Origin of the sequence: Fictibacillus phosphorivorans, from assembly GCF_007673525.1 — a bacterium.
Lineage (GTDB): Bacteria > Bacillota > Bacilli > Bacillales > Fictibacillaceae > Fictibacillus > Fictibacillus phosphorivorans_C.
Window position 1 is genome coordinate 2,157,694 of sequence record NZ_VDZU01000001.1, and the last position, 23,897, is coordinate 2,181,590.

At 38.7% G+C, this 23,897-nt stretch carries 21 protein-coding genes and 2 other annotated features; of the genes, 6 read left to right on the forward strand and 15 right to left on the reverse strand.

Going from position 1 to position 23,897, the window contains the following annotated elements; translation table 11 throughout:
• Positions 1-5 precede the first annotated feature (5 nt).
• Genes FS458_RS10730 through aroC form a run of 3 tightly spaced genes read right to left on the reverse strand, consistent with a single transcriptional unit; the run spans position 6 to position 3,363 of the window.
• Positions 6-1,103: a prephenate dehydrogenase gene (locus FS458_RS10730; RefSeq protein WP_144700426.1), complete on the reverse strand. Its 1,098-nt coding sequence runs from the start codon at positions 1,101-1,103 to the stop codon at positions 6-8.
• A gap of 16 nt (positions 1,104-1,119) precedes the next feature.
• Positions 1,120-2,193, reverse strand: coding sequence for a 3-dehydroquinate synthase (aroB, locus tag FS458_RS10735; protein WP_144700428.1), 1,074 nt, complete (start codon positions 2,191-2,193; stop codon positions 1,120-1,122).
• The gene (aroC, locus tag FS458_RS10740) at positions 2,194-3,363 is read right to left on the reverse strand and encodes a chorismate synthase (RefSeq protein WP_144700430.1); all 1,170 of its coding nucleotides are present in this window, start codon (positions 3,361-3,363) and stop codon (positions 2,194-2,196) included.
• 106 nt (positions 3,364-3,469) lie between these two features.
• Positions 3,470-3,679 (reverse strand) — a binding site (T-box leader).
• Between the two features lie 315 nt (positions 3,680-3,994).
• Between aroC and FS458_RS10745 the strand changes: the two genes are divergently transcribed.
• Complete coding sequence (locus FS458_RS10745) at positions 3,995-5,074, forward strand: bifunctional 3-deoxy-7-phosphoheptulonate synthase/chorismate mutase (protein WP_144700432.1); 1,080 nt, start codon at positions 3,995-3,997, stop codon at positions 5,072-5,074.
• Positions 5,075-5,129: 55 nt separating this feature from the next.
• On the opposite strand, the gene FS458_RS10750 is transcribed toward FS458_RS10745, so the two are convergent.
• Complete coding sequence (locus FS458_RS10750; RefSeq protein ID WP_144700434.1) at positions 5,130-5,330, reverse strand: DUF6501 family protein; 201 nt, start codon at positions 5,328-5,330, stop codon at positions 5,130-5,132.
• A 156-nt stretch (positions 5,331-5,486) separates the two neighbouring features.
• Between FS458_RS10750 and FS458_RS10755 the strand changes: the two genes are divergently transcribed.
• Positions 5,487-6,449 carry a quinone oxidoreductase family protein gene (locus FS458_RS10755; protein ID WP_144700436.1) on the forward strand — a complete coding sequence of 321 codons (963 nt, stop codon included), beginning with the start codon at positions 5,487-5,489 and terminating at the stop codon, positions 6,447-6,449.
• Positions 6,450-6,655: 206 nt separating this feature from the next.
• Here the strand turns inward: FS458_RS10755 and FS458_RS10760 are convergent, their stop codons facing one another.
• The 6 genes from FS458_RS10760 to FS458_RS10785 all read right to left on the reverse strand — a co-directional run bounded on the left by FS458_RS10760 (position 6,656) and on the right by FS458_RS10785 (position 15,587).
• A complete protein-coding gene (locus tag FS458_RS10760; protein ID WP_144700438.1) occupies positions 6,656-7,630 on the reverse strand; it encodes a nuclease-related domain-containing protein in 975 nt (324 codons plus the stop codon).
• Positions 7,631-7,991: 361 nt separating this feature from the next.
• Positions 7,992-9,266 (reverse strand): 2-oxoglutarate dehydrogenase complex dihydrolipoyllysine-residue succinyltransferase, encoded by a 1,275-nt coding sequence (odhB, locus tag FS458_RS10765; RefSeq protein WP_144700440.1) that lies wholly within the window; start codon positions 9,264-9,266, stop codon positions 7,992-7,994.
• Complete coding sequence (locus FS458_RS10770) at positions 9,259-12,114, reverse strand: 2-oxoglutarate dehydrogenase E1 component (protein WP_144700442.1); 2,856 nt, start codon at positions 12,112-12,114, stop codon at positions 9,259-9,261. Before FS458_RS10770 ends, odhB begins: the two co-directional genes overlap by 8 nt.
• Before the next feature lie 171 nt (positions 12,115-12,285).
• Positions 12,286-13,221 (reverse strand): EamA family transporter RarD, encoded by a 936-nt coding sequence (rarD, locus tag FS458_RS10775; RefSeq protein WP_144700444.1) that lies wholly within the window; start codon positions 13,219-13,221, stop codon positions 12,286-12,288.
• 104 nt (positions 13,222-13,325) lie between these two features.
• Entirely contained in the window at positions 13,326-15,008 is a 1,683-nt protein-coding gene (argS, locus tag FS458_RS10780) for an arginine--tRNA ligase (protein ID WP_144700446.1), read from the reverse strand.
• Positions 15,009-15,055: 47 nt separating this feature from the next.
• Positions 15,056-15,258 (reverse strand) — a binding site (T-box leader).
• Positions 15,259-15,305: 47 nt separating this feature from the next.
• Positions 15,306-15,587, reverse strand: a complete 282-nt coding sequence (locus FS458_RS10785) for a hypothetical protein (protein WP_066394101.1) — start codon at positions 15,585-15,587, stop codon at positions 15,306-15,308.
• An 86-nt stretch (positions 15,588-15,673) separates the two neighbouring features.
• Here FS458_RS10785 and FS458_RS10790 point away from each other — a divergent pair, with 86 nt between their 5' ends.
• Positions 15,674-17,035: an MATE family efflux transporter gene (locus FS458_RS10790; RefSeq protein ID WP_144700448.1), complete on the forward strand. Its 1,362-nt coding sequence runs from the start codon at positions 15,674-15,676 to the stop codon at positions 17,033-17,035.
• A 17-nt stretch (positions 17,036-17,052) separates the two neighbouring features.
• Here FS458_RS10790 and msrA read toward each other — a convergent pair whose 3' ends face one another.
• Positions 17,053-18,015 carry a peptide-methionine (S)-S-oxide reductase MsrA gene (msrA, locus tag FS458_RS10795; RefSeq protein WP_144700450.1) on the reverse strand — a complete coding sequence of 321 codons (963 nt, stop codon included), beginning with the start codon at positions 18,013-18,015 and terminating at the stop codon, positions 17,053-17,055.
• Positions 18,016-18,088: 73 nt separating this feature from the next.
• Positions 18,089-19,033, reverse strand: a complete 945-nt coding sequence (locus FS458_RS10800; protein ID WP_144700452.1) for a DMT family transporter — start codon at positions 19,031-19,033, stop codon at positions 18,089-18,091.
• A gap of 86 nt (positions 19,034-19,119) precedes the next feature.
• On the opposite strand from FS458_RS10800, the gene FS458_RS10805 reads away from it, so the two are divergent.
• Entirely contained in the window at positions 19,120-19,944 is an 825-nt protein-coding gene (locus tag FS458_RS10805; RefSeq protein ID WP_144700454.1) for a GDSL-type esterase/lipase family protein, read from the forward strand.
• Here the strand turns inward: FS458_RS10805 and FS458_RS10810 are convergent.
• A complete protein-coding gene (locus FS458_RS10810; protein WP_144700456.1) occupies positions 19,926-20,333 on the reverse strand; it encodes a group-specific protein in 408 nt (135 codons plus the stop codon). The genes FS458_RS10805 and FS458_RS10810 overlap by 19 nt on opposite strands.
• Before the next feature lie 137 nt (positions 20,334-20,470).
• On the opposite strand from FS458_RS10810, the gene proC reads away from it, so the two are divergent.
• Positions 20,471-21,310, forward strand: coding sequence for a pyrroline-5-carboxylate reductase (gene proC, locus FS458_RS10815; protein WP_144700458.1), 840 nt, complete (start codon positions 20,471-20,473; stop codon positions 21,308-21,310).
• A gap of 138 nt (positions 21,311-21,448) precedes the next feature.
• On the opposite strand, the gene FS458_RS10820 is transcribed toward proC, so the two are convergent.
• Positions 21,449-22,105 carry a GDSL-type esterase/lipase family protein gene (locus tag FS458_RS10820; RefSeq protein WP_144700460.1) on the reverse strand — a complete coding sequence of 219 codons (657 nt, stop codon included), beginning with the start codon at positions 22,103-22,105 and terminating at the stop codon, positions 21,449-21,451.
• 159 nt (positions 22,106-22,264) lie between these two features.
• On the opposite strand from FS458_RS10820, the gene FS458_RS10825 reads away from it, so the two are divergent.
• On the forward strand, positions 22,265-22,666 hold the full coding sequence (locus FS458_RS10825) for a hypothetical protein (RefSeq protein WP_144700462.1): 402 nt from the start codon (positions 22,265-22,267) through the stop codon (positions 22,664-22,666).
• A gap of 9 nt (positions 22,667-22,675) precedes the next feature.
• Here the strand turns inward: FS458_RS10825 and FS458_RS10830 are convergent, their stop codons facing one another.
• Positions 22,676-23,893: a DUF2515 family protein gene (locus FS458_RS10830; RefSeq protein ID WP_144700464.1), complete on the reverse strand. Its 1,218-nt coding sequence runs from the start codon at positions 23,891-23,893 to the stop codon at positions 22,676-22,678.
• Positions 23,894-23,897 lie beyond the last annotated feature (4 nt).

Genomic DNA, 23,897 nt, shown 5'->3' on the forward strand with positions numbered 1-23,897 from the left:
CCTCCTTATAAAGTGATTTGTGTTAAGTAATCCTCTTTTTGTAATATTTCTTGTGCCTGATCTCGATCATTGTCATCTTGAAAACTCAATCGAAGTACCCCATTTAGTCCTTCTCTTACTTCTAAAATACTGAGGTTGATTATGCTGATCTCTGATTGTGCCAAAAGAGCAGTGATATGAGACAGAGCACCTACTCTGTCGAGGATATCCACATATAGATCCGAGAACGGATGAATCGCACCTTTTGACCGAACTGGTAAGGCATCTCGGAATGATTTTGCTCCATCAAAGTATTCATAGAGTTCCGTTTCATCTCCCTTTTCTACAAACTCTATAACCGTATCCATCTCATTTTTCCATTCGTGTAAGAGAGTAAGAAGATGTGACTTGTTTTGACTGACTATATCGCTCCACATTTTAGGTGAGCTTGAAGCTATGCGCGTAATATCTCTGAATCCTCCTGCTGCAAGTTGCTGAATCAACGGTTTTTCCTTCGCATGCTGCTGTGCAATCCTCACAAGGCTTGAAGCGACAAGATGCGGAAAGTGACTTACAATGCCGGTAAGAAAATCATGTTCATCTGGATCAGTAACGAGAAATTTAGCTCTTGTCCCTTTTAGCCAAGTCTTAGCTTCATCAATATCAATATCTGTAGTTATAGAGTTTGGTGTTAGAAAGTAAAAGGCATTTTCTAATAGATGGACTTTCGCACTTTCCACTCCCGTTTTATGAGATCCAGCCATAGGATGACCTCCAATAAAACGAATTCCAGTAGCGGCCATCTTTTCTGCTTTATGCATAATGGATTTTTTTGTGCTTCCAACATCCATTACTAACGCTTTAATGACAGGTGAAACAGAAGCTAATTTCTCCATCACCTGTAACGTTGCTTCAACAGGTGTTGCAATTATGATAAGATCTGCTAAATGAGCAATCTCTGTGAAGTCTGAAACAGCTTCATCAATTACGCCTATTTCTGCTGCAGTTATACTATTTTGAGCATAAACGTCATACCCATAGATTGTTGCTTCGTGTTCTTGTTTGATAGAAAGAGCGATTGAACCACCAATCAATCCAACCCCTATTAGTAAGACGTTCTTCATTTACTCCTACTCCTTTTTAAGCCTCTTCTATAAAAGAAGATAGTTTTCTCTCTAATGATTCTGAAGTAAAAGGTGATAAATAGGGCTTACCCAAACCGTTCAGAAGCACCATTTGAATCATGCCTTTTTCCGCTTTTTTATCTTTTTTCATTCGATTGACTAGTGAGGAAGCAGATATGTGCTTCGGGAATGATGGAAAACCTAAAGTTCTTAACCACATTTTTAGTTCTTGTCCTAAAATTTCAGTGTCCTCTTTTAGCGAAAGTGCAAAAAGCATACCTATAGCTACTGCTTCACCATGGGTGATGCCTTTATATTGAAGTTCCCCTTCTATAGCATGGCCAAGTGTATGACCAAAGTTCAGATAAGCCCGAATTCCTTTTTCTTTTTCGTCTTGTGTAACGATCTCATTTTTGATTTTAATACCTTGTATGAGAGCTTTCTGTAGGGAGTCACCTTTTAGATCATCGATGTTTTTAACGTCCGCACGTAACGAACGATATAGATTTTCATCAGCGATCAATGCGTGTTTAATAACCTCCGCAAAACCAGATCTTTTTTCACTTGCTGGTAAACTAGTTAAGAAGTCTGTCGAATAGATCACAGCTTCTGGTTGATGAAAGACACCGATCATGTTCTTACCTTCATGATGATTAATACCTGTTTTTCCTCCTACTGCACTATCATGTGCGAGAATAGTAGTCGGAATTTGAATAAAGCGGATTCCTCGCATATAGGTGCCCGCCACAAATCCAGCAAGGTCGCCAATCATGCCTCCACCAAGTGCAATAACAACAGATGTTCGGTCCAGTTCTTTACTTAAAGCAAAGCTTTGACAAGCCATATAATTCTCAAATGACTTTTGATCATCACCAGCCTGAATCTGAATTGTTTCATGAGTGAAAGCATCGCCAATCACTCTTTGTACGGTTTCTAAATAGAGATATCCAACGTTTTCATCTGTTATGATCAATAGGTTCTTAGGTGAAGGGCTAAGGCTTTCTAAGACTGATTTAAGTTCATCAATTACGTTATCACCTATAAAAACCGGGTAGTTTTTTGAAGGTGTTGTTATGTGAATCGTATTCATTTAAAACACCCTTGCACGTTCTTGGTGCTGAGAGATGTTTTTCTTAATCACTTCCATGTTATCTTGTCCAAATTGATTAACTAGCGCACTTGCGAGCTCCCATGCAACAACTGACTCTGCTACAACACTTGCAGCAGGAACTGCACAACTGTCAGAGCGTTCAATGCTTGCTGCAAAGACTTCTTTTGTTTCAATATCCACGCTGTTCAGCGGTTTGTATAAAGTAGGAATCGGCTTCATCACACCACGAACAATAACTGGCATTCCGGTCGTCATTCCTCCCTCAAAGCCTCCTGCGTTGTTTGTTCTTCTAGTATAGCCGCGTTCGATATCCCAAACGATCTCATCATGTACTTCACTTCCAGGTTTTCGTGCTGCTTCAAAACCAATACCGATCTCAGCACCTTTAAATGCATTGATACTCATGATTGCTGCTGCTAATTTGGCATCTAACTTATTATCATAATGTGTGTAGCTACCCACGCCTACTGGCATACCTTCTACGATTACTTCTACGACCCCTCCAATTGAGTCGCCGTTTTCCTTTGCAGTATCGATTGCTTCCATCATCGTCTTTTCAACATTTTTATCTAAACATCTTACAGGAGAAACCTCTGTTTTTTCGCGAAGTTCTTCTAAAGATTCATATGAAGTATTCTCAGCTACGACACCACCTAGTTCTAACACGTGGCCTCCAACTTCAACTCCAAGCTCTTTTAGTACCTTTTTCGCTACAGCTCCTGCTGCTACTCTTACTGTTGTTTCACGGGCTGAAGAACGTTCTAGCACGTTTCTCATATCTCTATGGTTGTATTTGATAGCACCGTTTAAATCCGCATGGCCTGGTCGAGGTCTAGAGATAACACGTTTCACTTCTGCGTTCTCGTCTTCGAGAGGTTCAGCACCCATGATCTTCGTCCAATGAGTAAAGTCTTTGTTCTCTACTACAAGTGTAATCGGTGAACCAAGCGTTATTCCGTGTCGTACACCACTTACGATCTGAACCTGATCTTTTTCAATCTGCATACGTCTTCCACGTCCATGCCCTTTTTGACGTCTTGCAAGTTCCTCGTTAATATCTTCTGCTACTAGAGGCAAACCTGCTGGTACACCTTCAATGATTGTTGTGAGTTGAGGGCCATGTGACTCTCCTGCTGTTAAATATCTCATTTTCTATTCCTCCTGTTTGCCTGTTTTTTATAAAGAAAACTTTTCTAAACCTCGATGATCCAGTTACATTTTTAGTTCTGATAGTACAAAAAAATCCCTGCTAATAAGCAGGGACGAATAATTATCGCGGTACCACCCTGACAGCAAAGACTAGATCTTTGCCACCTTCATTTTGTTAACGGAAATTTTTCCGGCTTTTTTCCAAAGCATGCTCAAGAATTGTAATTCGTGAAAGGCTGTGTACTGATTTGCACCACCATCAGCTCTCTAATAACAGGGAACCATTCCACTACTGCTGTTCTATCATTGCGATTTGTTTTATAAAGTTATAAACAGTTTTAGCACGTTGAAGCGCTGTTGTAAAGGAAATTCATTCATTTTTCTTAAAATTTACATTACCTTCATCTATATGTCAAAAAGCACTTAAAAGAGCTTTAAAATTATTTTAAATCTTTTTTCGCGTAAGTACTTGACATTCTTTTGAAATCCCTTTAAAGTTACAAACAATACTTTATGAGACACACGCTTTAAAGCGCGAAAGTGTCTATGTTACGATGTATATAAATAAGCCTATGAGCGGCCGCGATATAGGAAATAATGACAAGAGTATAAATATGGGGAGGAACCACACATGTCAAACGAATTAGTAGACTTACGCAAACAGATGGATGATATTTCTTTAAAGATTCTAGATCTTTTAAACGAACGAGGAAACGTGGCACAACAAATTGGAAAGCTTAAAGAAATGCAAGGTGTTAAACGCTTTGATCCTGTTAGAGAGAGAGAATTGCTTGATCTAATCGCTTCTCATAACGATGGTCCTTTTGAGACGTCTACGGTACAACACATCTTCAAACAGATCTTCAAAGCAAGCTTAGAGCTTCAAAAAGACGATAATCGAAAAGCATTACTCGTATCTCGTAAAAAGAAACCTGAAGATACAATTGTAAATGTAAAAGGTGAAAAGATCGGTGATGGCAATCCTCACTTCATCATGGGTCCTTGTGCGGTAGAAAGCTACGAACAAGTGAAGCAAGTAGCAGAAGTCATTGCAGAAAAAGGATTAACTTTAATCCGAGGTGGCGCATTCAAACCGCGTACGTCTCCTTACGACTTCCAAGGACTTGGACTAGAAGGGTTAAAAATTCTTCGTAAAGCAGCAGATGAACATCAGCTTGCTGTTGTGAGTGAAATTCTAAATCCGAACGATATTGAGATGGCACTAGATTATGTTGATGTGATTCAGATCGGCGCACGTAACATGCAGAACTTTGATCTGTTAAAAGCAGCTGGATCAGTGAACAAACCTGTATTGCTGAAGCGTGGGTTAGCTGCGACGATTGAAGAATTCATGTACGCAGCTGAGTACATCTTGGCTCAAGGTAACTCCCAAGTCATTCTTTGCGAACGCGGAATTCGAACGTACGAAAGAGCAACAAGAAACACGCTAGACATCTCTGCGGTACCTATTCTTAAAAAAGAAACGCATCTACCTGTAGTCGTGGATGTAACACACTCAACAGGGCGCAAAGACCTTCTCCTCCCTGCTGCTAAAGCGGCAATGGCGATCGGTGCAGATGCAGTTATGGCTGAAGTGCATCCTGACCCAGCAGTAGCACTATCTGATTCAGCACAACAGATGAACATTCCAGAATTCCACGAATTCATGGATGCTCTTCTAAACAAAGAAAAAAAGAAGATTCATTCTTAATAGAAAGAAAAAGCCTGGCTCACTGAGTCAGGCTTTTCTTTGGTTGCTCTAGAGCTTACCCTTCGAAATATTCTTTGTAGTAACCGCCTATTTTCCCTGTGTTATCTACTACAAAATAAAATTCCTCTGTTTCATTCTTTAGTTCATAGGTTTTACCAGCAGTCAAAGCACGGTTAACCATATATTTTTTTGCATCCGTATGTACACATTTAATCTCGCGAATTGTTTCTCTGTTCGCCCACTCTAAATGAATCATTTAAGTCTCTCTCCTTTAAGAATTGCTTTTGTTAAATCATAATGTGCCCCGCTCTTTCTGTCAAATTCATTCCTTAGAGACTTCTTTCCTAGTATTACATAGATTGTTTCGGTTACTATGATAAAGAACATATTATAAGAATGGAGATTTACATATATGAAAGCATTGGTTTTTAACAACTTCGGAGGTCCAGAAGTTTTAGAATATCGAGAAATCAAAGACCCAATTATCGGAGCACACGATATTTTAGTGGAAATGAAGGCCATTGGCTTAAACTTCGCTGATGTTTATAGAAGAAAAGGAAATTATCATCTTGAAGGACAGCCTCCTTACATTCTAGGCTATGAAGGAGCAGGAATCGTTAAAGAAGTTGGTAGTGCTGTGAATGGTGTTTCAGTTGGAGATCGCATCGCATTTGCAGATGTACCCGCAGCTAACGCGGAACTCGTTGCTGTCCCTTATGAAAAAGCAATACCTATTCCAGATGGGGTTTCATTTGAATCAGCAGCCTCACTTTTGTTACAAGGGTTGACTGCACATTATCTAACGCGGGATAGCTTCTCCATTCAAAAAGGTGACGTGGCATTGGTTCATGCTGCTGCCGGCGGTGTTGGACAGTTATTGATTCAAATCATCAAGTTGCTTGGCGGAAAAGTTATTGGTTTAACGTCTTCAGAGAAAAAGCGTCAATTCGCTCTAGAAGCAGGTGCTGATTTAGTATTCCTATATAATGATAATTGGAAAGAAAGCGTGTTGAATGAAACTTTTGGCAAAGGTGTAGACGTTGTTTACGAGTCGGTCGGTTCTACGATAATGGATAGTTTTGAAGTAACAAGGATTGCCGGAACCGTCGTATTCTTCGGTATGGCGGGTGGTGACCCTGTGTCCATTGATCCTCGAATGCTCATGGATACTTCTAAGACGTTGACCGGAGGCGACCTATGGAATGTCCTAACCTCACACGAAGAACGTGTAAAGCGTTCAAGCGAGTTGTTTGAATGGATTAAAAATCGAGATGTAAAAATTACAGAAACATCTTTCCCCTTGCATGAAGGTGAAAAAGCTCATGAATATTTAGAGAGTAGAAAAAGTACGGGTAAGATTTTGTTGATTCCTTAATAAAATATTGGTGTTCCAATTTGGACGGCTGCAGATTGCAGCTGTCTTTTTTATGCATTGGTTGCAGAATGCAAACTTTAAATCGTGGTAATGCGTGTGTTTTGCAACTTTAATTACTTGCAGATTACAAATGATATAAGGATATATATTAGTAGGTTTTTATCTCACTTTTTTTATTAGATTAAAATAATTATATGTTAGTTATGCTATTCAGGAATCGGTAGCTGGTACGTTGCTGAATTAGTAGGTCCGCTCGGAGTAAGATTTATGGATTTCAGAAGGTTTTTCATACAAGTGGATGAATCGATGTGTAAAAAACGTCTTAACGTTTTATTCTTAACGGGGTGATCAAAGATCAGTGCGTAGTCTTGTATAGCTTTTATATGAGCATCTTTGGATTTTATATTGCACTTAGAACAAACCCAAGTACTTCTCTCTCGCCGCATAGGAATATGATTGCAGTCTGGACAAAAGACTCCGGTGATAATGTCCGTTTGATTGATGTTGTAAGTTTTTAATAAGTCGGGGTTATGTCTTTCATGTTGCTTTAGCAGTTTTGAAGTTATTTTAGAGAGGTCCTTCTTTGAGAGGGTTTCTTGATGGTACGTTGAAATTTGTTGAACTTTATTAGCTAGACTCTTAGTCCGAATAATATGGCCCGCTTTTTTGCCATAATGCGGTGATAACGTAATAAAAGATTTAGGATTTGTTAGAACAACGAGGGAATAAAGCGGGATGTTAGGCAACTGATTTTTTTTCAACCAGCTTTCCAGATATATTGTTTGTTGTTGGACCTGGCTTACTGGATCAGGGAATGTTTCATCTACCCCATTTTTCGTTCGTTTCATCTGATCGAAGTGATGATCAAAATAAAGGTCACCTGAGAGATTTTTAACTTCGAGCAAAACGCCAAATGAAGAATGAAGGATTAGACAGTCAATTTGAAAATAGTACTTCTTTTCTTTATCTCTTGGAAGTCGCAAGTCATGAAAAATGAGGTACGAATTTTCATCTAAATCGTGCAGATAATAATCTAATGCTACTTCGCCTCTATAGCCTGCCGCGTATTTCGTAAACTCAGTTTTTAATTCACCATATTTCGGGTGACTGGGTATTAATCTCTGGATGATGGAATCCAATTTTAATAATTTTAGGGGCTTAGTACGTGGTTTTTTTATCAAGAAATCACCTCTTGCTTTTTAGTACATATCTCATTCAAGAAAACTGGATAAAAATCCTTTATTTTCAGTAATGATTTGATGATTATTTTCCATTTGGAAATTAGATTGTGCACAATTAAGTCTAATTTGAAAAAATCAAGTCGGAATGAACGTTAATTAAGTCGTTTCGCTCATCAATTAAGCCGTTTTCAGCCACGATTAAGTCTTAATCCAAAAATAAAGGCCATTCGACAAATCCCAAGGACTTACTACCCGGAACACCCATCAGCAGCTGCACACACCACAGCCTCCTTTACAAACCCACAAAAAAACACCCCCTGCAAGCAAGGGGCGTTCCATATCATCATTATATTCCTAAACATTAACCTTCTAAAAGAAGTGATTCTGGATCTTCCAGAAGTGATTTGATCGTTGTTAAGAAGCTTACTGCTTCTTTTCCATCTACAATACGGTGATCATATGAAAGCGCGATGTACATCATCGGACGGTTTTCCATGCGCTCTTTATCGATCGCTACTGGTCTCCATTGGATTGTATGCATTCCAAGGATACCAACTTGAGGTGCGTTCAAGATTGGTGTTGAAAGCATAGATCCGAAGATACCGCCGTTTGTGATTGTGAAAGAACCACCTTGAAGGTCTTCTAACGATAGCTTTTTAGAACGTGCCTTCTCAGCTAAGTTTCCGATCTCTTTTTCGATACCAGCGAAGCTTAGACGGTCAGCGTTGCGAACAACTGGTACAACTAGTCCTTCTTCTGCTCCAACTGCGATACCGATATCGTAGAATTTCTTAAGAACCATTTCATCCCCTTGAATCTCAGCATTGATTGCAGGGAACTTTTTCAGTGCTCCTACAACAGCTTTCGTGAAGAATGACATGTATCCTAGTTTAACACCGTTTTGCTCATAGAACTTGTCCTTACGACGAGCACGAACTTCGTTGATCGCCGTCATATCAACTTCATTAAACGTTGTTAGCATCGCTGCAGTTTGTTGAGCTTCAACTAAACGTTTAGCGATCGTTTGACGTCTGCGGGACATCTTCACGCGCTCTACAGGTTTCTCAGGATTTACCGCTTCAACAGAAGCAGCTGGTTTAGAAGCTGACGCTGCTGGCTTAGATGCCGGAGTAGCCTTCTCCGAGCTTCCACCTTCCGCGTGACGTTTCACATCTTCCGTGCGAACGCGTCCTAGAGGATCGCGAGCATTAACTTCAGAAAGATCGATACCTTTCTCACGAGCAAGCTTGCGAGCTGCAGGAGATGCGATTGGACGGTCAGAAGCTTTCACTTCTTCTTCAGCCGCGTCTTTTTCTACGATTGGCTCTTGTTTTTGTTGAGTTGGAGCTGCCTTTTCTTCCGTTTTCTCTTCTGCTGCTGGTTCTGCAGACTCAGAAGCACCGCCTTCAACGATGGAAGCGATAATATCTCCAACGGCTACAGTGTCACCTGGTTCAACTTTGATATTTTTTAGAACGCCATCTCGCTCTGCACTAATCTCAATGTTAACTTTATCAGTTTCTAGCTCTACTAAATCTTCGCCTTTAACAACTGTGTCGCCTTCTTTTTTAAGCCATTGTGCTACTGTACCTTCTGAAATTGATTCGGCTAATTCCGGAACTTTAACGTCAAACATGTTCACGGCCTCCCTCTCGCGATTGAATGTCTAGTGCTAATGCTGTTTGGATGATTTGTTCTTGTTCTTTTTTATAGATGTCTGGTTCCCCACCAGCCGTACTCGAACGTTCTTGACGTCCAATATATGAAACATGTGCTTTTGGTGCTACAGCACGAAGTTTAGGCTCAATGTATAACCAAGATCCCATGTTCTTCGGCTCTTCTTGCACCCAGATCAAGTCTTCAACATTTGGATACTCTTTTAACAGAGCATTCATCTCTTCTTCTGGGAACGGATAGATCTGTTCAACACGGACGATATGCATTTCTGTTCTTGCTACCTGATCTTGTTCAAGCGCTTTTTCAAGATCGATCGCAATCTTACCAGAGCAAAGCAAGATTTTCTTCACTTTGTCTTTTTCTTTGCCTAGGCCAGGCTGTTGTAACAATGGCATAAAGTGGTCACTTTCAAATGCTTCAGCCATAGATGCTACTTTCGTGTCACGCAGCAAGCTCTTCGGTGTCATAACAACCAACGGACGAACTTCATCCATAGATAAGAGCTTCGCTTGACGTCTTAGCAAATGGAAGTACTGAGATGCAGTACTTACGTTAGCAACCGTCCAGTTATTTTCTGCACCTAACTGTAAGAATCTCTCTAGACGTGCACTTGAATGCTCAGGTCCTTGACCTTCATATCCGTGAGGAAGAAGCATCACCATACCTGATTTTTGTCCCCACTTCGCACGGCCAGCAGATAAGAACTGATCGAACAGAACTTGTGCAACGTTTGCAAAATCACCGTATTGCGCTTCCCAAATAACAAGGGTTTCAGGTGCAAACACATTATAGCCGTATTCAAAACCAACAACGGATGATTCTGAGAGTGGACTGTTATGAATCGCAAACGAAACATTGATGTCATCCATCGCATGCAATGGAGAAAACTTCTTTCCGCTCTCACTATCGTTCAGAACAAGGTGTCTTTGCGCGAACGTTCCACGCTCAGAGTCTTGCCCGGTAATACGAATCGGCGTTCCATCCTTAAGAATGGAAGCGAACGCTAATGATTCAGCCATACCCCAATCGATCTTTTCACCTTGGAAAGACTTGCGTCTACGCTCAAGGATTCTTTTGATCTTCGGGTAAACGTTAAAGTCTTCAGGGAACTTGAGCATATTCTCTGTCAGTTCTTGAAGATCACTAACTGAGATTGTGGTATCGATATCAGGAAGTGCTTTCGATAACGGATCAGGAAGTCTCGTGTCTTCCAATTTGAATTTTTCTTTACGGCCTTGAACTTTTTCATATTCAGTCTGATGCTTTGTTAATACATGATTTTCAATGGATTTTACTTCTTCTTCAGAAAGTACTTCTTCTTTAACAAGCTGCTTAGCATAAACGTCACGAACTGTCGGATGACTATTTACTTGTTTATACAATCTTGGCTGTGTTGCAGATGGATCGTCCATTTCATTGTGACCGAATCGACGATATCCGATCAGGTCGATCAGAACGTCTTTTTGGAATTTTTTACGATACTCATAAGCAAGATGTACAGCTGCAATACATGCTTCTGGATCATCTGCATTAACGTGAATGATCGGAATCTCAAAACCTTTTGCAAGGTCACTCGCATATTTCGTTGAACGAGAATCACCACTATCCGTTGTGAAACCTACTAGGTTGTTAGCGATGATATGAAGTGTTCCACCTGTTTGATATCCTCTAAGACGACTTAAGTTCAATGTTTCAGCAACGATTCCTTCACCTGGAAAAGCAGCATCACCATGAATAAGGATCGCAAATGCTTTAGAAGTATCTTGAACTGGATAACCCTTCTTGTCACGTGTTTCTTGAGCTGCTCTTGTATATCCTTCAACAACTGGATCTACATACTCTAAGTGACTTGGGTTATTAGCAAGTGAGATTTTAATTTTATGAGATTGATCTGTTTCGACCAATCGGCTAGCACCTAGATGGTACTTTACATCTCCAGTCCATCCAAAGTTAATTCCTCTCGAACCTTCAGAAGGAATTAGTTCCTTGTTTGGAGAATGATGAAATTCTGAGAAAATTAGTTCATAAGGTTTGCCAAGCACGTGAGCAAGTACGTTTAGACGCCCACGGTGTGCCATTCCGATCAGAGCATGTTCAGCTCCGTCACGGCATCCTTCTTTAGCTGCTTCATCTAGCATCGGTACCAGCATATCAACGCCTTCAATAGAGAAACGCTTTTGTCCAACGAATGTCTTATGAAGGAATTTCTCAAATCCTTCAACTTCACTCAATCGTGTTAAAAGGTTCTTCTTATCTTCAGCAGAAAATTTAGGATAGTGTTGGCTTGTTTCAACCATGGTGTTTAACCATTGGCGTTCTTCAGTCTCATGAACATGACTGAATTCATAAGCGATTGTTTTCGTATACACTTCCTGTAGCATTTGGATCGCTTCATAGCCGTCTTGAACGCTTGATGGCGCTTCTTTCCAAATAAAGGAAGGTGGTATCGCTTTCAAATCTTCTTTTGTTAAGTTAAATTCTTTCGGGTCAATATGGTGGTTATCTTTCGGAAATTCCCCTACAGGATATAAGTCAGCTGCTAAGTGACCGTATGTGCGAATGTTTTCTGCTAATTTTAATGCAGCTGCTAATTTCTCGAAATCCAATCCATCAAAACTCTGTGCAGTACGTTGATTTGATTTAGAGTCCTCAATTGGAGGCCCCCAAGCATCAAATTTCTCTTTGAATGAACTGTCAACAGATTCCGGATCCACACTATATTGATCATATAGTTCAAGGATGTAGGCCATATTTGGTCCACTTAGTCCCTGCCAAGGATTTTCTGATTTGGAACGTTGATGACTCATCTTTTGTTCCCTCCTGCTTCCCTTTGTAAGTATTGTGCTGTTGCTGTTAACAGGTGATTCATCATTTCTCGCCATTGAATTTTTCCCTATTTAAAGCGCTCTCAAACAATGAATGAAAAGAACCTTATCATTGATAAGGTTTCAACTGTAACAATGGTCATTGCCATTATACTATATTTTCGCAGAAAGTGAATTTTGTTTTTTACGATTTATGAGATAATTTGCCCATTTTGTTTTGCTGACCGTAAAAATAAGGAGTGCAACCCATATCATGGTGAATGAAATGACATGAATCTTACTGAATGTTTCCTGATACAAAAATACACCTAAAACGAGCATGATTGTAGGAGCAATATATTGTAGAAAACCGATCATCGTCATCGAGATCCGCTTTACACCTTGCGCAAAGCAAAGTAAAGGTACAGCAGTAACGAGACCTGCTCCCCAAAGAAGCAATGTCGTAGAAGTGCCTCCAGAGATAAATGATGCCTCCCCGTTCCATTGAAGATAGACTAAATAAAGTAACGCTAATGGGAAGACAAACATCGTCTCAAATGTTAAACCTGTTAGCGAGTCAAAACTCCCAAGTTTTTTTACAAGTCCGTACAGGCCAAACGAAAGCGCTAAAGAAACAGCTACCCAAGGAAATTCTCCATGTTGCCATGTTAATAGAAAAACACCGCAAGCAGCTAACAAAAAGGATATGAGCTGCCAGCTGTTTAATTTTTCTTTTAAAACAAGCATGCCTAAAATCACACTAACGAGCGGATTAATATAATAGCCTAAACTCGCTTCAACGACATGATCAGTATTAACCGCCCAGATATACATGACCCAATTTCCACTAATTAATAGCGAAGCAGTCAACACGGATATAAACTGCTTTTTTTGACTAAAGAGCACTTTCACATCTCTTATGAGTGTCTTTTTCTTTTTCAATAAGAACATAACCGCGATCATTAAAAGAAATGACCATAGAATGCGATGTGCTAGGATTTCCACAGAACCCGCGGATTGGAGTGGCTTCCAATATAGCGGAAGAAATCCCCATATTAAATAAGAAAAAGCGGCATACCATATACCCTTCGTATGTTCATTTAATTTCATTGTCCGTTCCTCGATCCCATGTTTTATATGAAGTTATAAGATTATATAACGGAATCTAGATGGTTAGCTACTAAATAAACTCTGCAGCAAAATAAAGGGTAACTTTACATTTTATTCGGTGTTTGCACGCCTAATAATCGTAATCCTTCTTTTAAGACGATCTGAACTGCTGCACAAAGTGCTAATCGTTCTGGCGTTTCTTTACTATCTAAGATTTTTACATGAGCATAATAATGATTGAACTTATGAGATAGTTTTAAGACATATTTTGAAATAATAGAAGGTTCTTTTCTGTGAAACGCTAGTTCAACAACTTCAGGAAACTCGCTTAATACAGATAGAATTCCCCAGCTTTCAGATCCGATGGAGAACTCTTGTGGAACATTTCCGGTAAAGTTCCCTTTGTTTAATAATGTTTGAATTCTAGCTGCTGTATACTGTACATACGGCCCTGTGTCGCCCTCGAATTTAAGCATCATCTCAAGCGAAAATTCCACATCATTTCCCTTTTCATTTTTCAAATCATGAAAGATAACAGCCCCCACTCCTACTTGACGAGCGACAGTCGCTATTTCATGGAGTTCAGGATTCTTACTTCGAATATTTTGTTCTGCTAACTTAACTGCTTCTAAAATAACTGTTTCTAATAGGACTGTTTTTCCTTTTCGAGTACTCATCTTCTTACCGTTCTGTAAAATGAGCCCGAATGGAACATGGTGCATGTGATCTGCCCAATCATGTCCGAGCTTTTTCAGGACTCGTTTCACTTGTTCAAAATGTAGAGATTGTTCGTGACCGACAACATATAATGCTTCGGTAAAGTCATATGTGCTCTTTCTATAGATAGCAGCTGTAATGTCACGAGTGGCATAGAGAGTGGCACCGTCTGTTTTTTTGATTAAACACGGTGGTAGATCATCACCTACCCTTACAACCTGAGCACCTTCTGAGAGTTCTAACAAATTCTTTTCTTGCAGTGCTTTTACAGAAGCATCCATCTTATCGTTAAAATAGGCTTCACCGTTATAGGAATCGAATCGGACATCCAATAACTCATAAATGTTCTGAAAAGCCTCTAAAGATACTTCTTTAAACCAGATCCAAAGTTCTTTAGCTTTTGGATCATGATCTTCTAATTTCTTAAACCACATTCTACCCTCATCATTTAACGAAGGGTCTCTTTCAACTTCTTCATGAAAACGTACGTAAAGTTTAGTCAGCTCTTCGATCGGATTATTTCGGACTTTATTTTCCTCGCCCCACTTTAAATAAGCTGAGATCAATTTTCCAAACTGAGTTCCCCAATCTCCTATATAATTTATTTTAACTGTCTGGTAGCCGCATTTTTCGCTGATAGCAGCTATTGAGGAACCGATTACAGTTGAGCGTAGATGTCCCATTGAGAACGGCTTTGCGATGTTTGGTGAGGAAAGATCTAAAAGAATCGTTTTTCCATGACCGAAACGATGGTTTGCATAAGCGTCCTTCTCTTTTAAAATTTGAGTCAGCAGCGATAGAGCTTCTGCTTTTTTATTTAAAAAAACATTTACATAGCTCCCCACTGCTTCAATTTTCTCAAACTCACCTGAGATGTTTCCTTGAGCTAACTCTTTTGCGATTTCATTTGGGGATTTCTTAAAGATCTTAGCTAACTGAAAACATGGAAATGCAAGATCACCATGTTGGATCTGTTTAGGCTTTTCTATAGAGGCTTCAATTTGTTCAAATGTTAAGTCAGTACCAATGTGATCTTGTAAGTAAGCTGCAAATAAATGTTTTCCGTTCATTCGTTTCCCTCCCTAAAATAAAAAAAATCCGCCCCTTCTAAATTAATAGAAGAGACGGATATTAACCGCGGTACCACTCTCGTTGCCAAAAGGCCACTTGACTTGTTAACGGGAAGTCCCGGTCTGCTCTACTTCGTTTCAAGCAAACATTTCCAAAGTGCGCTTCGTCTGTAAGTAGTGCAAGGCTTACACCGATTCCTTGCTCGCTATGAACATCCTTACAGAGTACTCTCTTTTTCATAAATGATCTGAGTTATAGTTTTTCATATTATATGAGGGCAAAAACAAAAAGTCAACTTATTCCTTATTATCAAAATCCAAGTAATCTCTCATGCGTTTAATGTATCTTTTTAACCGAAATAACGTTTCAGTACGTAAATATTTTGAATTAAAAGCCGCCGTAACTGCTGGCACTGATACAAAAACTCCATGTTCTGTAACTCTGACCGGTATTACGCCTGTATAAATTGTTTCCCCACTCGTTTTATATAAAAGCTCTGTTGATACCAGTACAATCTTTTCTTCGTTTTTCTCTCCTGGCAGAACAGATTGAACTTCAAAAAGAAATTGAACACTCATAGTTTCTCCTTCACGTATATTAGTTATGTTTTATGATATAATGCATTGTCTCGAATTGACAGTTTAATACTAAAGGAAGTATGCATATGATACAGACATATTCGTTAAGAGATAAATACAAAAACTTCTTAATCCTTGTTATTCCAGTCTTGATCACTCAGTTAGGTTTATATGCCATGAATTTTTTAGATACCGTTATGAGCGGAAGATCTGGGGCTGATCAACTTGCAGGTGTAGCCATCGGATCGAGTTTATGGGTTCCTATCTTCACTGGACTAAATGGTATCCTAATGGCATTAACACCCATCGTATCACAGTTAGTAGGGGCTAAAAACACAAAATATGTACCTCGATCAGTTATGCAAGCCGTCTATTTATCAGTCGTAATATCCGTGATCGTTGTTGCATTAGGTTCAATGGTTTTAGATCCTATTCTAGGAGCGATGACTCTTGAGAAAGAAGTGGAGCACGTTGCAAGAGGCTATTTAATCGCACTCTCTTTCGGGATCATGCCGTTGTTTTTATATGGAGCACTTCGATCTTTTATAGATGCGCTTGGTCAAACTAGAATTACAATGTTTATTACTCTTGTCGGACTACCCGTAAATGCGATCTTTAACTACCTATTTATTTTTGGTAAAGGTGGTTTTCCAGAATTAGGCGGAATAGGTGCAGGTGTTGCAACAGCTATAACGTATTGGGTAACCGCAGTTTTTACCGTGATAATTGTCGTTAAAGTGAATCCATTTAGAGGATATAAACTGTTTAGAAACTTCTATAAACCTTCTTTGACCGCATGGAAAGAACAGTTGAAGATCGGGGTCCCGATTGGTCTAGCCATCTTTTTTGAAGTAAGTATATTTGCGGCCGTTACATTGTTAATGAGTGATTTTAACACGATAACCATTGCTGCTCACCAAGCCGCACTCAACTTTGCTTCGTTCCTGTATATGCTGCCGCTAAGCATCTCTTTTGCACTTACGATTGCAGTTGGTTTTGAAGTTGGTGCGAAACGCTTTAAAGATGCAGCACAATATAGCTATATCGGAATTGTAACGGCGGTTGGATTTGCCCTAGTTCTTTCAGGCCTTTTAATGATTTTCGATGAACAAGTAGCAAGCATGTATTCAAACGAAGAAGAAGTTATTCAACTGACGACTTCGTTTTTATGGTATGCGGTGTTCTTTCAACTGGCGGATGCTATAGGAGCTCCGATACAAGGTGCGCTAAGAGGCTATAAAGATGTAAATGTGACCTTTATGCTCTCATTTATCTCATATTGGGTGCTTGGTCTACCGGTAGGATATTATCTCGCTAATTTCACAACTCTTGGTGCCTATGGTTATTGGATCGGATTAATATCAGGTCTAACAGCTGGAGCTATTATTCTATTTACGCGATTAAAATACATTCAGTCCCATTCTTATTCCTCTTCTGAACAAAAATAAACCAGCTTTGAGCTGGTTTATTTTTGTTCAAACAGAGTGAGATATTCTCCGTATCCTTTTTCTTTTAGTTCGTTCTTAGGAATAAAACGAAGTGCTGCAGAATTTATGCAATATCTTAATCCTCCTCGATCCCGAGGACCATCAGTGAATACATGTCCTAAATGAGAATCTGCATCCTTACTTCTTACTTCCGTTCGGATCATACCGTGAGACAGGTCTTCTTTTTCTTCCACGGTAGATGAACGAACTGGCTTTGTAAAACTCGGCCACCCACAGCTGCTATCAAATTTGTCTAAAGAACTGAAAAGAGGTTCCCCAGAAACGATATCTACATAGATACCTTCTTCAGTATGATTCCAAAATTCATTTTGAAAAGGAGGTTCAGTTCCATCGTTTTGTGTAACGTTATACTGCATAGGATTTAGCGTCTTTAGTATTTCTTCTTTTTGCCCATTGTCTACCCAATGTGATTTGATAAAGACATCTCGACCTGAGCCTTGACGATAACGTTTGTAATGAAACGGATTCTTTTTGTGATAATCTTGATGATATTCTTCAGCCGGATAGAATGTATCAGCTGGTAAAATTAAAGTTGCGATAGGTTTGTCGAATCGGCCGCTCTCTTCAAGTTCCTTTTTTGATTTCTCAGCAATCGTTTTTTGTTCATCATCATGAAAGAAAATGGCAGTGCGGTAGGAATCTCCACGGTCGTAAAATTGTCCTCCAGCATCAGTAGGATCAATTTGTTTCCAAAAAACAGAGACGATTTTCTCATACGAAATGATGGATGGATCAAATGTAATTTGGACTGCCTCAAAATGGCCAGTTGTTTCACTGCAGACTTCTTTGTATGTCGGGTTCTCTTTGTGACCACCTGTATAGCCCGATTCTACAGAAATGATACCTGGCCACTCTTCAAATGGTGTGACCATACACCAAAAGCATCCTCCAGCAAAAGTAGCTTTTGCATAGTTACTCATAAAATCAATCTCCTTTTTTCATCTGTTTGTTTCATCATATAAGAATGTCATACAAAAGCATAGAAATAGGCTCTTACCCTTTTTTTACAATGGGACCTGATGTGACTGGCGGCTTGATCGGTGCAGGGGGTGTTCGTTTATTTTGTTTTCGAGTATTTTGCAAGAAGTAATACAGTCCCGCTAATACGATAGCACCGCCACTCCATTGGGAAAGAGTTAGTGATTCATCAAGAAACATGTATGCTAACAATGTAGCCCCTACAGGTTCACCTAATATTGCCATTGATATCGTAGCAGCTGTTACATATTTTAATAGCCAATTAAACAATACATGTCCAAACACAGTTGGTATGATGGCAAGCAGTAAAAAGATTCCCCAATCCTTCTCAGGATAACCAGTCATCGGTATATCTAATGTTAGATTATAGATTCCAAATACAATGACCGCTACAAGAAATACCGAAAAACTATAAAGCGTTGCAGGAAATGTCTTAAGAAGCTTTTGGCCGATCAACATATGGGCAGCAACTACAATCGTGCCTAAAATAGATAAAAGATCTCCTTGTATATGCTTTGTGGAGATGCCAATGTCTCCCCACCCAATCATTATTGCGCCGATGATTGCAACCATCATTCCAATGATCGCAGCTTTAGACGTTTTTTCCCGAAACGCTATGTATGCTCCAATCATTACAAAAACAGGCTGTAGGGAAAGTAATATCGTTGAACTTGCTACGGTAGTTAACTTTAATGATCCCATCCAGAATAAAAAATGAAGAGCTAGGAAGGAACCCGATAAAATTAGTAAAAAGGTTTCTCGCCAATTGATCTTTTTCAAAAATCGTACTTGTTTCCAAACAAACGGCAACATCATGATTAAAGTAAATAATAATCGATACATCCCTTGAACAGAGACCGGAGCATCTGACCACTTAACAAAAATGGAAGAAAATGATATTGCGATAATCCCTATTATTAAAGGGATAAGAACAGGTATCTTTAAAGAAGTGTTATTCAAGTTGTCACCTTTCACTTTCTAGGCATATTTATGATATTATCTATAACTAATACTTTTATAAAAAACTCTTATACAGGAGGGTATATATGAAAAAAAGATATATCATCTCCTTGTTTATTTTGCTGTTGGTCATAAGTGCAGTCGGATGGTACTACTATCCACAATATAAAATAGCTCAAATTAAAAAAGAATCTGTGATCAATCAGGACGGTCCTTCGGATCCTAAGCAGATCACTTATCTTGATTATCTGAAAAAATCTCCAAAGTCTACATTGAATCACCTCGTACTCGGTGATTCTGTTGCTGAAGGTAGAGGCTCTGAAGAAGGCGGTTTTGCCAGTAAAGTTAATGAAAATCTTCAGAATTTAACAGGTAAAACCATCATTCTCGAAAATCAGGGTGTTTCCGGTTTCACGAGTCAAGGCTTATTGAATCAATTGGAGATTCCAGCCGTTCAACAATCTGTTGAAAAAGCAGATATGATTTCAATCAATATCGGCGGTAATGACCTCGTACAAATAGCAAAAAAACAAGGTCCTCTAAAAGCTATACAGAGTTATGATGATGTTAAAACGGAGTATCAGCAGAATTTAAATGACATTTTTGAAAACATCAGAAAACATAACCCGAATGCAATAATCGTTTTGAATGAATTATACAACGTTGTAAAAGCTGAGCAAAAATATTACCCAGCTACTGAAAAACTTTTAAATGATTGGAATTTAATCGCTTACGAAACAGCACTTACACACAAACCTGCCCTGGTTGTTCCTGTTAGTGATGCCCTTCAAACTGATGATATGGATAAATGGCTTTTTGATTCCATCCATCCAAATGAAGAAGGGTACGATCGAATTGCAAATAAAACCGTTACAACCTTTCAAAATCAATCTTATAAAGAGAAACAATAAGGTACAGAAGAGCTGCATAATGCAGGCAGTTCTTCTACTACCCCATTCCAATGTATGATCTCTGGCAGATAATAAAATGTAGTAGCTTCTGTTAATTTTTCCAGCATACCTTCTGGGTCGTACAAGATTACGGTTTTCTTATTTCCCAAAGCAATGCCAAGCTCTGTATGACACCCTTTTCCACCAGGTAATACTACGATCGTTATATCCGCTGCCATTACGGCTTCATATTCTTTAATTCCTATTTCAGCTAAATCTTCTTTCGTCTCAGCCCTATCATTTAGCGTCCAATCATAAGTCAGCTGCCATTTAAAATTCTTTTGTAGGTCATTCCCTATCCTTTTTACAAGTTCTTTATTTTGAAATCCTGAAGCGACGTAAAATTTCATCCAAGCTCCCCCTTTTATTTCCTTATGTAAAAATCATATTACAATCAGATAGAAAAGAACATAACGACTTGCATATATTTGTGAAGATGTTAACATAGTACTTTATAAATAAGTAAAATCATTGAAAGAGGGGTTGCATGTTAAAATACAGAAATATTACGTTTATTGGTGCAGGTTCAATGGCAGAAGCAATGATTTCGGGGTTGATCAACAAAGCTGGAATTTCTCCTGATCGAATCATAGCCGCGAACCACACGAATGAAAACAGAAGATTAGAACTAACTAACAAATACAACATTACAACAACTTCAGTTCGAGAACTCTCATTAACAAACACAGACGTGATTATTCTTGCGGTAAAACCAAAACAAGCGGAAGAAGTACTTCAACAACTCAGACCCGCTCTTCAAGATCACCATGTCATTTTATCCGTTCTTGCCGGAATATCCACATCGTATATAGAGGAGATCATCGAAAGATTTTTGCCTATTGTTCGCGTGATGCCTAATACTTCAAGTATGATTGGTGAATCTATCACAGGTATTAGTGCCGGTAAGTATGTGAAAAATGAAGATTTGGATTTAGCTCAAGAATTATCGAAAGCAATCGGTAAAGTGAAAATTATTTCCGAAAAACAGATGGATGTTTTCACTGGAATAGCCGGTAGTGGGCCTGCTTATTTTTATTATCTGCTGGAACATATGGAAGATGTAGCAGTAGAAAACGGACTCGATCGTGAACTAGCGCGCGACATCGCTGCACAAACTCTTTACGGCGCAAGTAAGATGGTGATGGAATCTTCTGATTCACCTGCTGAACTAAGAAAGAAAGTGACTTCACCAAACGGTACGACAGCTGCAGGTCTAGAAGCACTTGCAGAGAATGGCGGTGGTGTTGCCATTGAAAAAGCAGTAGAACATGCTGCAAAACGATCAAAATCACTCAGAAAAGAATTTGAAAAAGTTCCTGTTATGTAAAGAAAAATTCCGGAGAGGAGCTGTCATTAATGTGGCAGCTCTTCATTTTTTTGTTTATTTGCTGATTTTATCTTTTTAAAAAAAAATATAAACTTACGGTACGTGAAATTTTATTGACTATGAATATAAAACATCTCGTCATTCAATTTCAGGGAAACCTAAATCAAACAAAGAAACGGCTATGACTTGATAGCCTTTTTTGTTTGGATGAATCGTATCAAAACATACGAGCTCACTCTCTCTACCCATAAAGACACTGTATAGATCTGCTACTTTCACATATGGCATCTTCTCATAGCTTTTGATCAAATCATTAAACATGTTGACCCATTGCATGGCTTTACTCCATTTAAAGTACGGGTTATACAGCGTGCATATTCTGATGATAAACGGCTCCGTTGAATTTCTTTTTAATTTATAGATCTTCTTAAAAATTTTGTTGAGATTTTTTTTGCAATTTTTAAGGGCCAAGTAGATCAATTCTTCTTCTTTCGTAAACATATATTTAAAAGCCGCTTGAATAAGATCGTTCCCACCAGCTGTGATTAGTATGATCTTAGAATCCTTGATCGACCGTTTGATCTCTTTGTCTTTTAGGGAATTTAATATTTCTTCAGATGTTGTTCCTGTTACTGCGAAGTTTTTTACTAAGATATGCTTATCAAAAGTGGTTTGTGTGAAGTTTACATATCTTCCAACATATCCTTTACCAAGCACTGGTGCCCCTACTCCAACAGTTAAGGAATCACCTATCGCTGTTAACAACCATTTATATGAAGTATGATCATCAGACATAAATCCCTTATCCTCCTTTTCAAAGCACACATTTCTATTAATAAAATATGATGTGTTTTAAATTTGGACAGGGCGTTTTCATCAGTTCAAAGAAAGGGTTATGTCCCTTTTTCATTCTTTGAATATACATATATAGAAACTATTATGAGGTGATTTTTTTTGAAAGAGAAATCTGTAAGAATGTTCCCATATGGCGGATACGACCCTTTTACTACACCCACTGCAAAGGGATATGCAAATAGCCAAACGGTACCCGGCAGACCGCCATACACACCTGCAGCTCAAGCTCCAGCTATACCACATCAGCAATATTCACAAGGATTAACTCAACAGCCTTTCATGCCATACATGATGCCCATGATGCCTCCTGGCGGGATGCCACATCCAATGATGCAGGGAATGCCTTTTAGTCCCCAGCAAAGCCAGGGCAATCAAAGCTCAATGGGCATGATGCCGAACAATCAAGGATCTGGACTTAACTTCGGAAAAATGATGGGCGGAGCAAATCAAGTGATGGGGCTTGCACAGCAAATGGGTAACATCCTTTCCTTCTTTAAATAGAAGCCTTTATCAAAGGTTTCTATTTTTTTTGAGCAACTTATAATATCGATTGAAAAGAAACACAGACTCAATTTTGTGAAGACCAGACCAATACGTCATCCATGTTAAGGGAGAAGGTTTATTCAGTAACTTCATCTTCTCTAATACAAACTCTTCATCTTCAAACCAATTCGAACCAAGATAAGGTCCATTAAAGCTGTACTTCCATACATCTAGAAGAAATGGACTATATATTTTCGTGTTATTTTTCACTTTGAAAAAAGATAGCTTTTCTTTAGGAAACTTTTCAAGAGAAGTATTGAAAGCTGTAAAACTATCATCATCATAATCACATCGCGATCCAGTATGAGGAAATGTATTTGCAAAGCTGTGTATCTTTTTAACAAATTGCGGCTGAAATAATGTGGCATATAAGTTTTGTCCTAATGAAATTCTTTCGTCTAGATCTTTAAAGTGGTTCATGTTTCTTCCTATCGAATGTTTCAACGGCCATGTAGGAAACAAAATTTGAGAAAGTCTCAGCCATTCTTGCAGTCGATATGTGAAAGAATTTAATAATTCTTTATACTCTTCTGTTTGAACAAGTGATTTTTCAATATGACTTTGTTCATTAATAATTTGTGCGACAGGTAATAAAAAGCTCTGATCTTCTCGGCGTATATAAACCTCCCAAACTCCTTCAATAAAAGGAGAAATTTTAAAATTAGAACTAAGATGAAACAGAGATATCCCCCTTTTTTTACTCTCTTCGTATAGCAGCAATTGAGGATAAGCATCCTCAAAGATCATACTGTTCCCTTTTTCTAGCATATCGTACAATTTTATTAGAAATGTTTCTTCAAGAATATGTGGTAAGAACTCCCCTTTTAGATCACTCATAAAATAACCAGCGTTTCTAGAAACCATATGTGCTAAAAATGACCATGTGATCTCAGGATGTTTATTATAGAACGTTAAATAAGCTGCAGTACGTGTAACATTATTCTTGTTAAAGCGTTTAGTATCTGCTCTGATTTTTTGAACGAGCTCCTTGCTATTGCTATGAAGATTTATCTTAACTTCTCCATTTCTTCTTTTTATTCTCTTCCATTCATCTTGAAGCAACATTCGCTGCTCTTTACTTAGTTCCCAAATTACTTTTTCTCTATGAAAAAACGGAATGGCGTTTATAACCATTTCGAACGGGATGAGTGTTAACTTTGTCAATAACCGTTTTGAATCAGCCACTCTT

What these genes read in the sequence shown, in the direction of transcription:
- aroB (WP_144700428.1), bottom strand. Translation starts at nt 2,193, where the DNA reads ATGAATACGATTCACATAACAACACCTTCAAAAAACTACCCGGTTTTT.
- FS458_RS10790 (WP_144700448.1), top strand. Translation starts at nt 15,674, where the DNA reads ATGATACAGACATATTCGTTAAGAGATAAATACAAAAACTTCTTAATC.
- FS458_RS10755 (WP_144700436.1), top strand. Translation starts at nt 5,487, where the DNA reads ATGAAAGCATTGGTTTTTAACAACTTCGGAGGTCCAGAAGTTTTAGAA.
- FS458_RS10770 (WP_144700442.1), bottom strand. Translation starts at nt 12,114, where the DNA reads ATGAGTCATCAACGTTCCAAATCAGAAAATCCTTGGCAGGGACTAAGT.
- FS458_RS10810 (WP_144700456.1), bottom strand. Translation starts at nt 20,333, where the DNA reads ATGAAATTTTACGTCGCTTCAGGATTTCAAAATAAAGAACTTGTAAAA.
- FS458_RS10745 (WP_144700432.1), top strand. Translation starts at nt 3,995, where the DNA reads ATGTCAAACGAATTAGTAGACTTACGCAAACAGATGGATGATATTTCT.
- FS458_RS10805 (WP_144700454.1), top strand. Translation starts at nt 19,120, where the DNA reads ATGAAAAAAAGATATATCATCTCCTTGTTTATTTTGCTGTTGGTCATA.
- proC (WP_144700458.1), top strand. Translation starts at nt 20,471, where the DNA reads ATGTTAAAATACAGAAATATTACGTTTATTGGTGCAGGTTCAATGGCA.
- FS458_RS10750 (WP_144700434.1), bottom strand. Translation starts at nt 5,330, where the DNA reads ATGATTCATTTAGAGTGGGCGAACAGAGAAACAATTCGCGAGATTAAA.
- aroC (WP_144700430.1), bottom strand. Translation starts at nt 3,363, where the DNA reads ATGAGATATTTAACAGCAGGAGAGTCACATGGCCCTCAACTCACAACA.
- odhB (WP_144700440.1), bottom strand. Translation starts at nt 9,266, where the DNA reads ATGTTTGACGTTAAAGTTCCGGAATTAGCCGAATCAATTTCAGAAGGT.
- msrA (WP_144700450.1), bottom strand. Translation starts at nt 18,015, where the DNA reads ATGAGTAACTATGCAAAAGCTACTTTTGCTGGAGGATGCTTTTGGTGT.
- rarD (WP_144700444.1), bottom strand. Translation starts at nt 13,221, where the DNA reads ATGAAATTAAATGAACATACGAAGGGTATATGGTATGCCGCTTTTTCT.
- FS458_RS10730 (WP_144700426.1), bottom strand. Translation starts at nt 1,103, where the DNA reads ATGAAGAACGTCTTACTAATAGGGGTTGGATTGATTGGTGGTTCAATC.
- FS458_RS10820 (WP_144700460.1), bottom strand. Translation starts at nt 22,105, where the DNA reads ATGTCTGATGATCATACTTCATATAAATGGTTGTTAACAGCGATAGGT.
- FS458_RS10785 (WP_066394101.1), bottom strand. Translation starts at nt 15,587, where the DNA reads ATGAGTGTTCAATTTCTTTTTGAAGTTCAATCTGTTCTGCCAGGAGAG.
- argS (WP_144700446.1), bottom strand. Translation starts at nt 15,008, where the DNA reads ATGAACGGAAAACATTTATTTGCAGCTTACTTACAAGATCACATTGGT.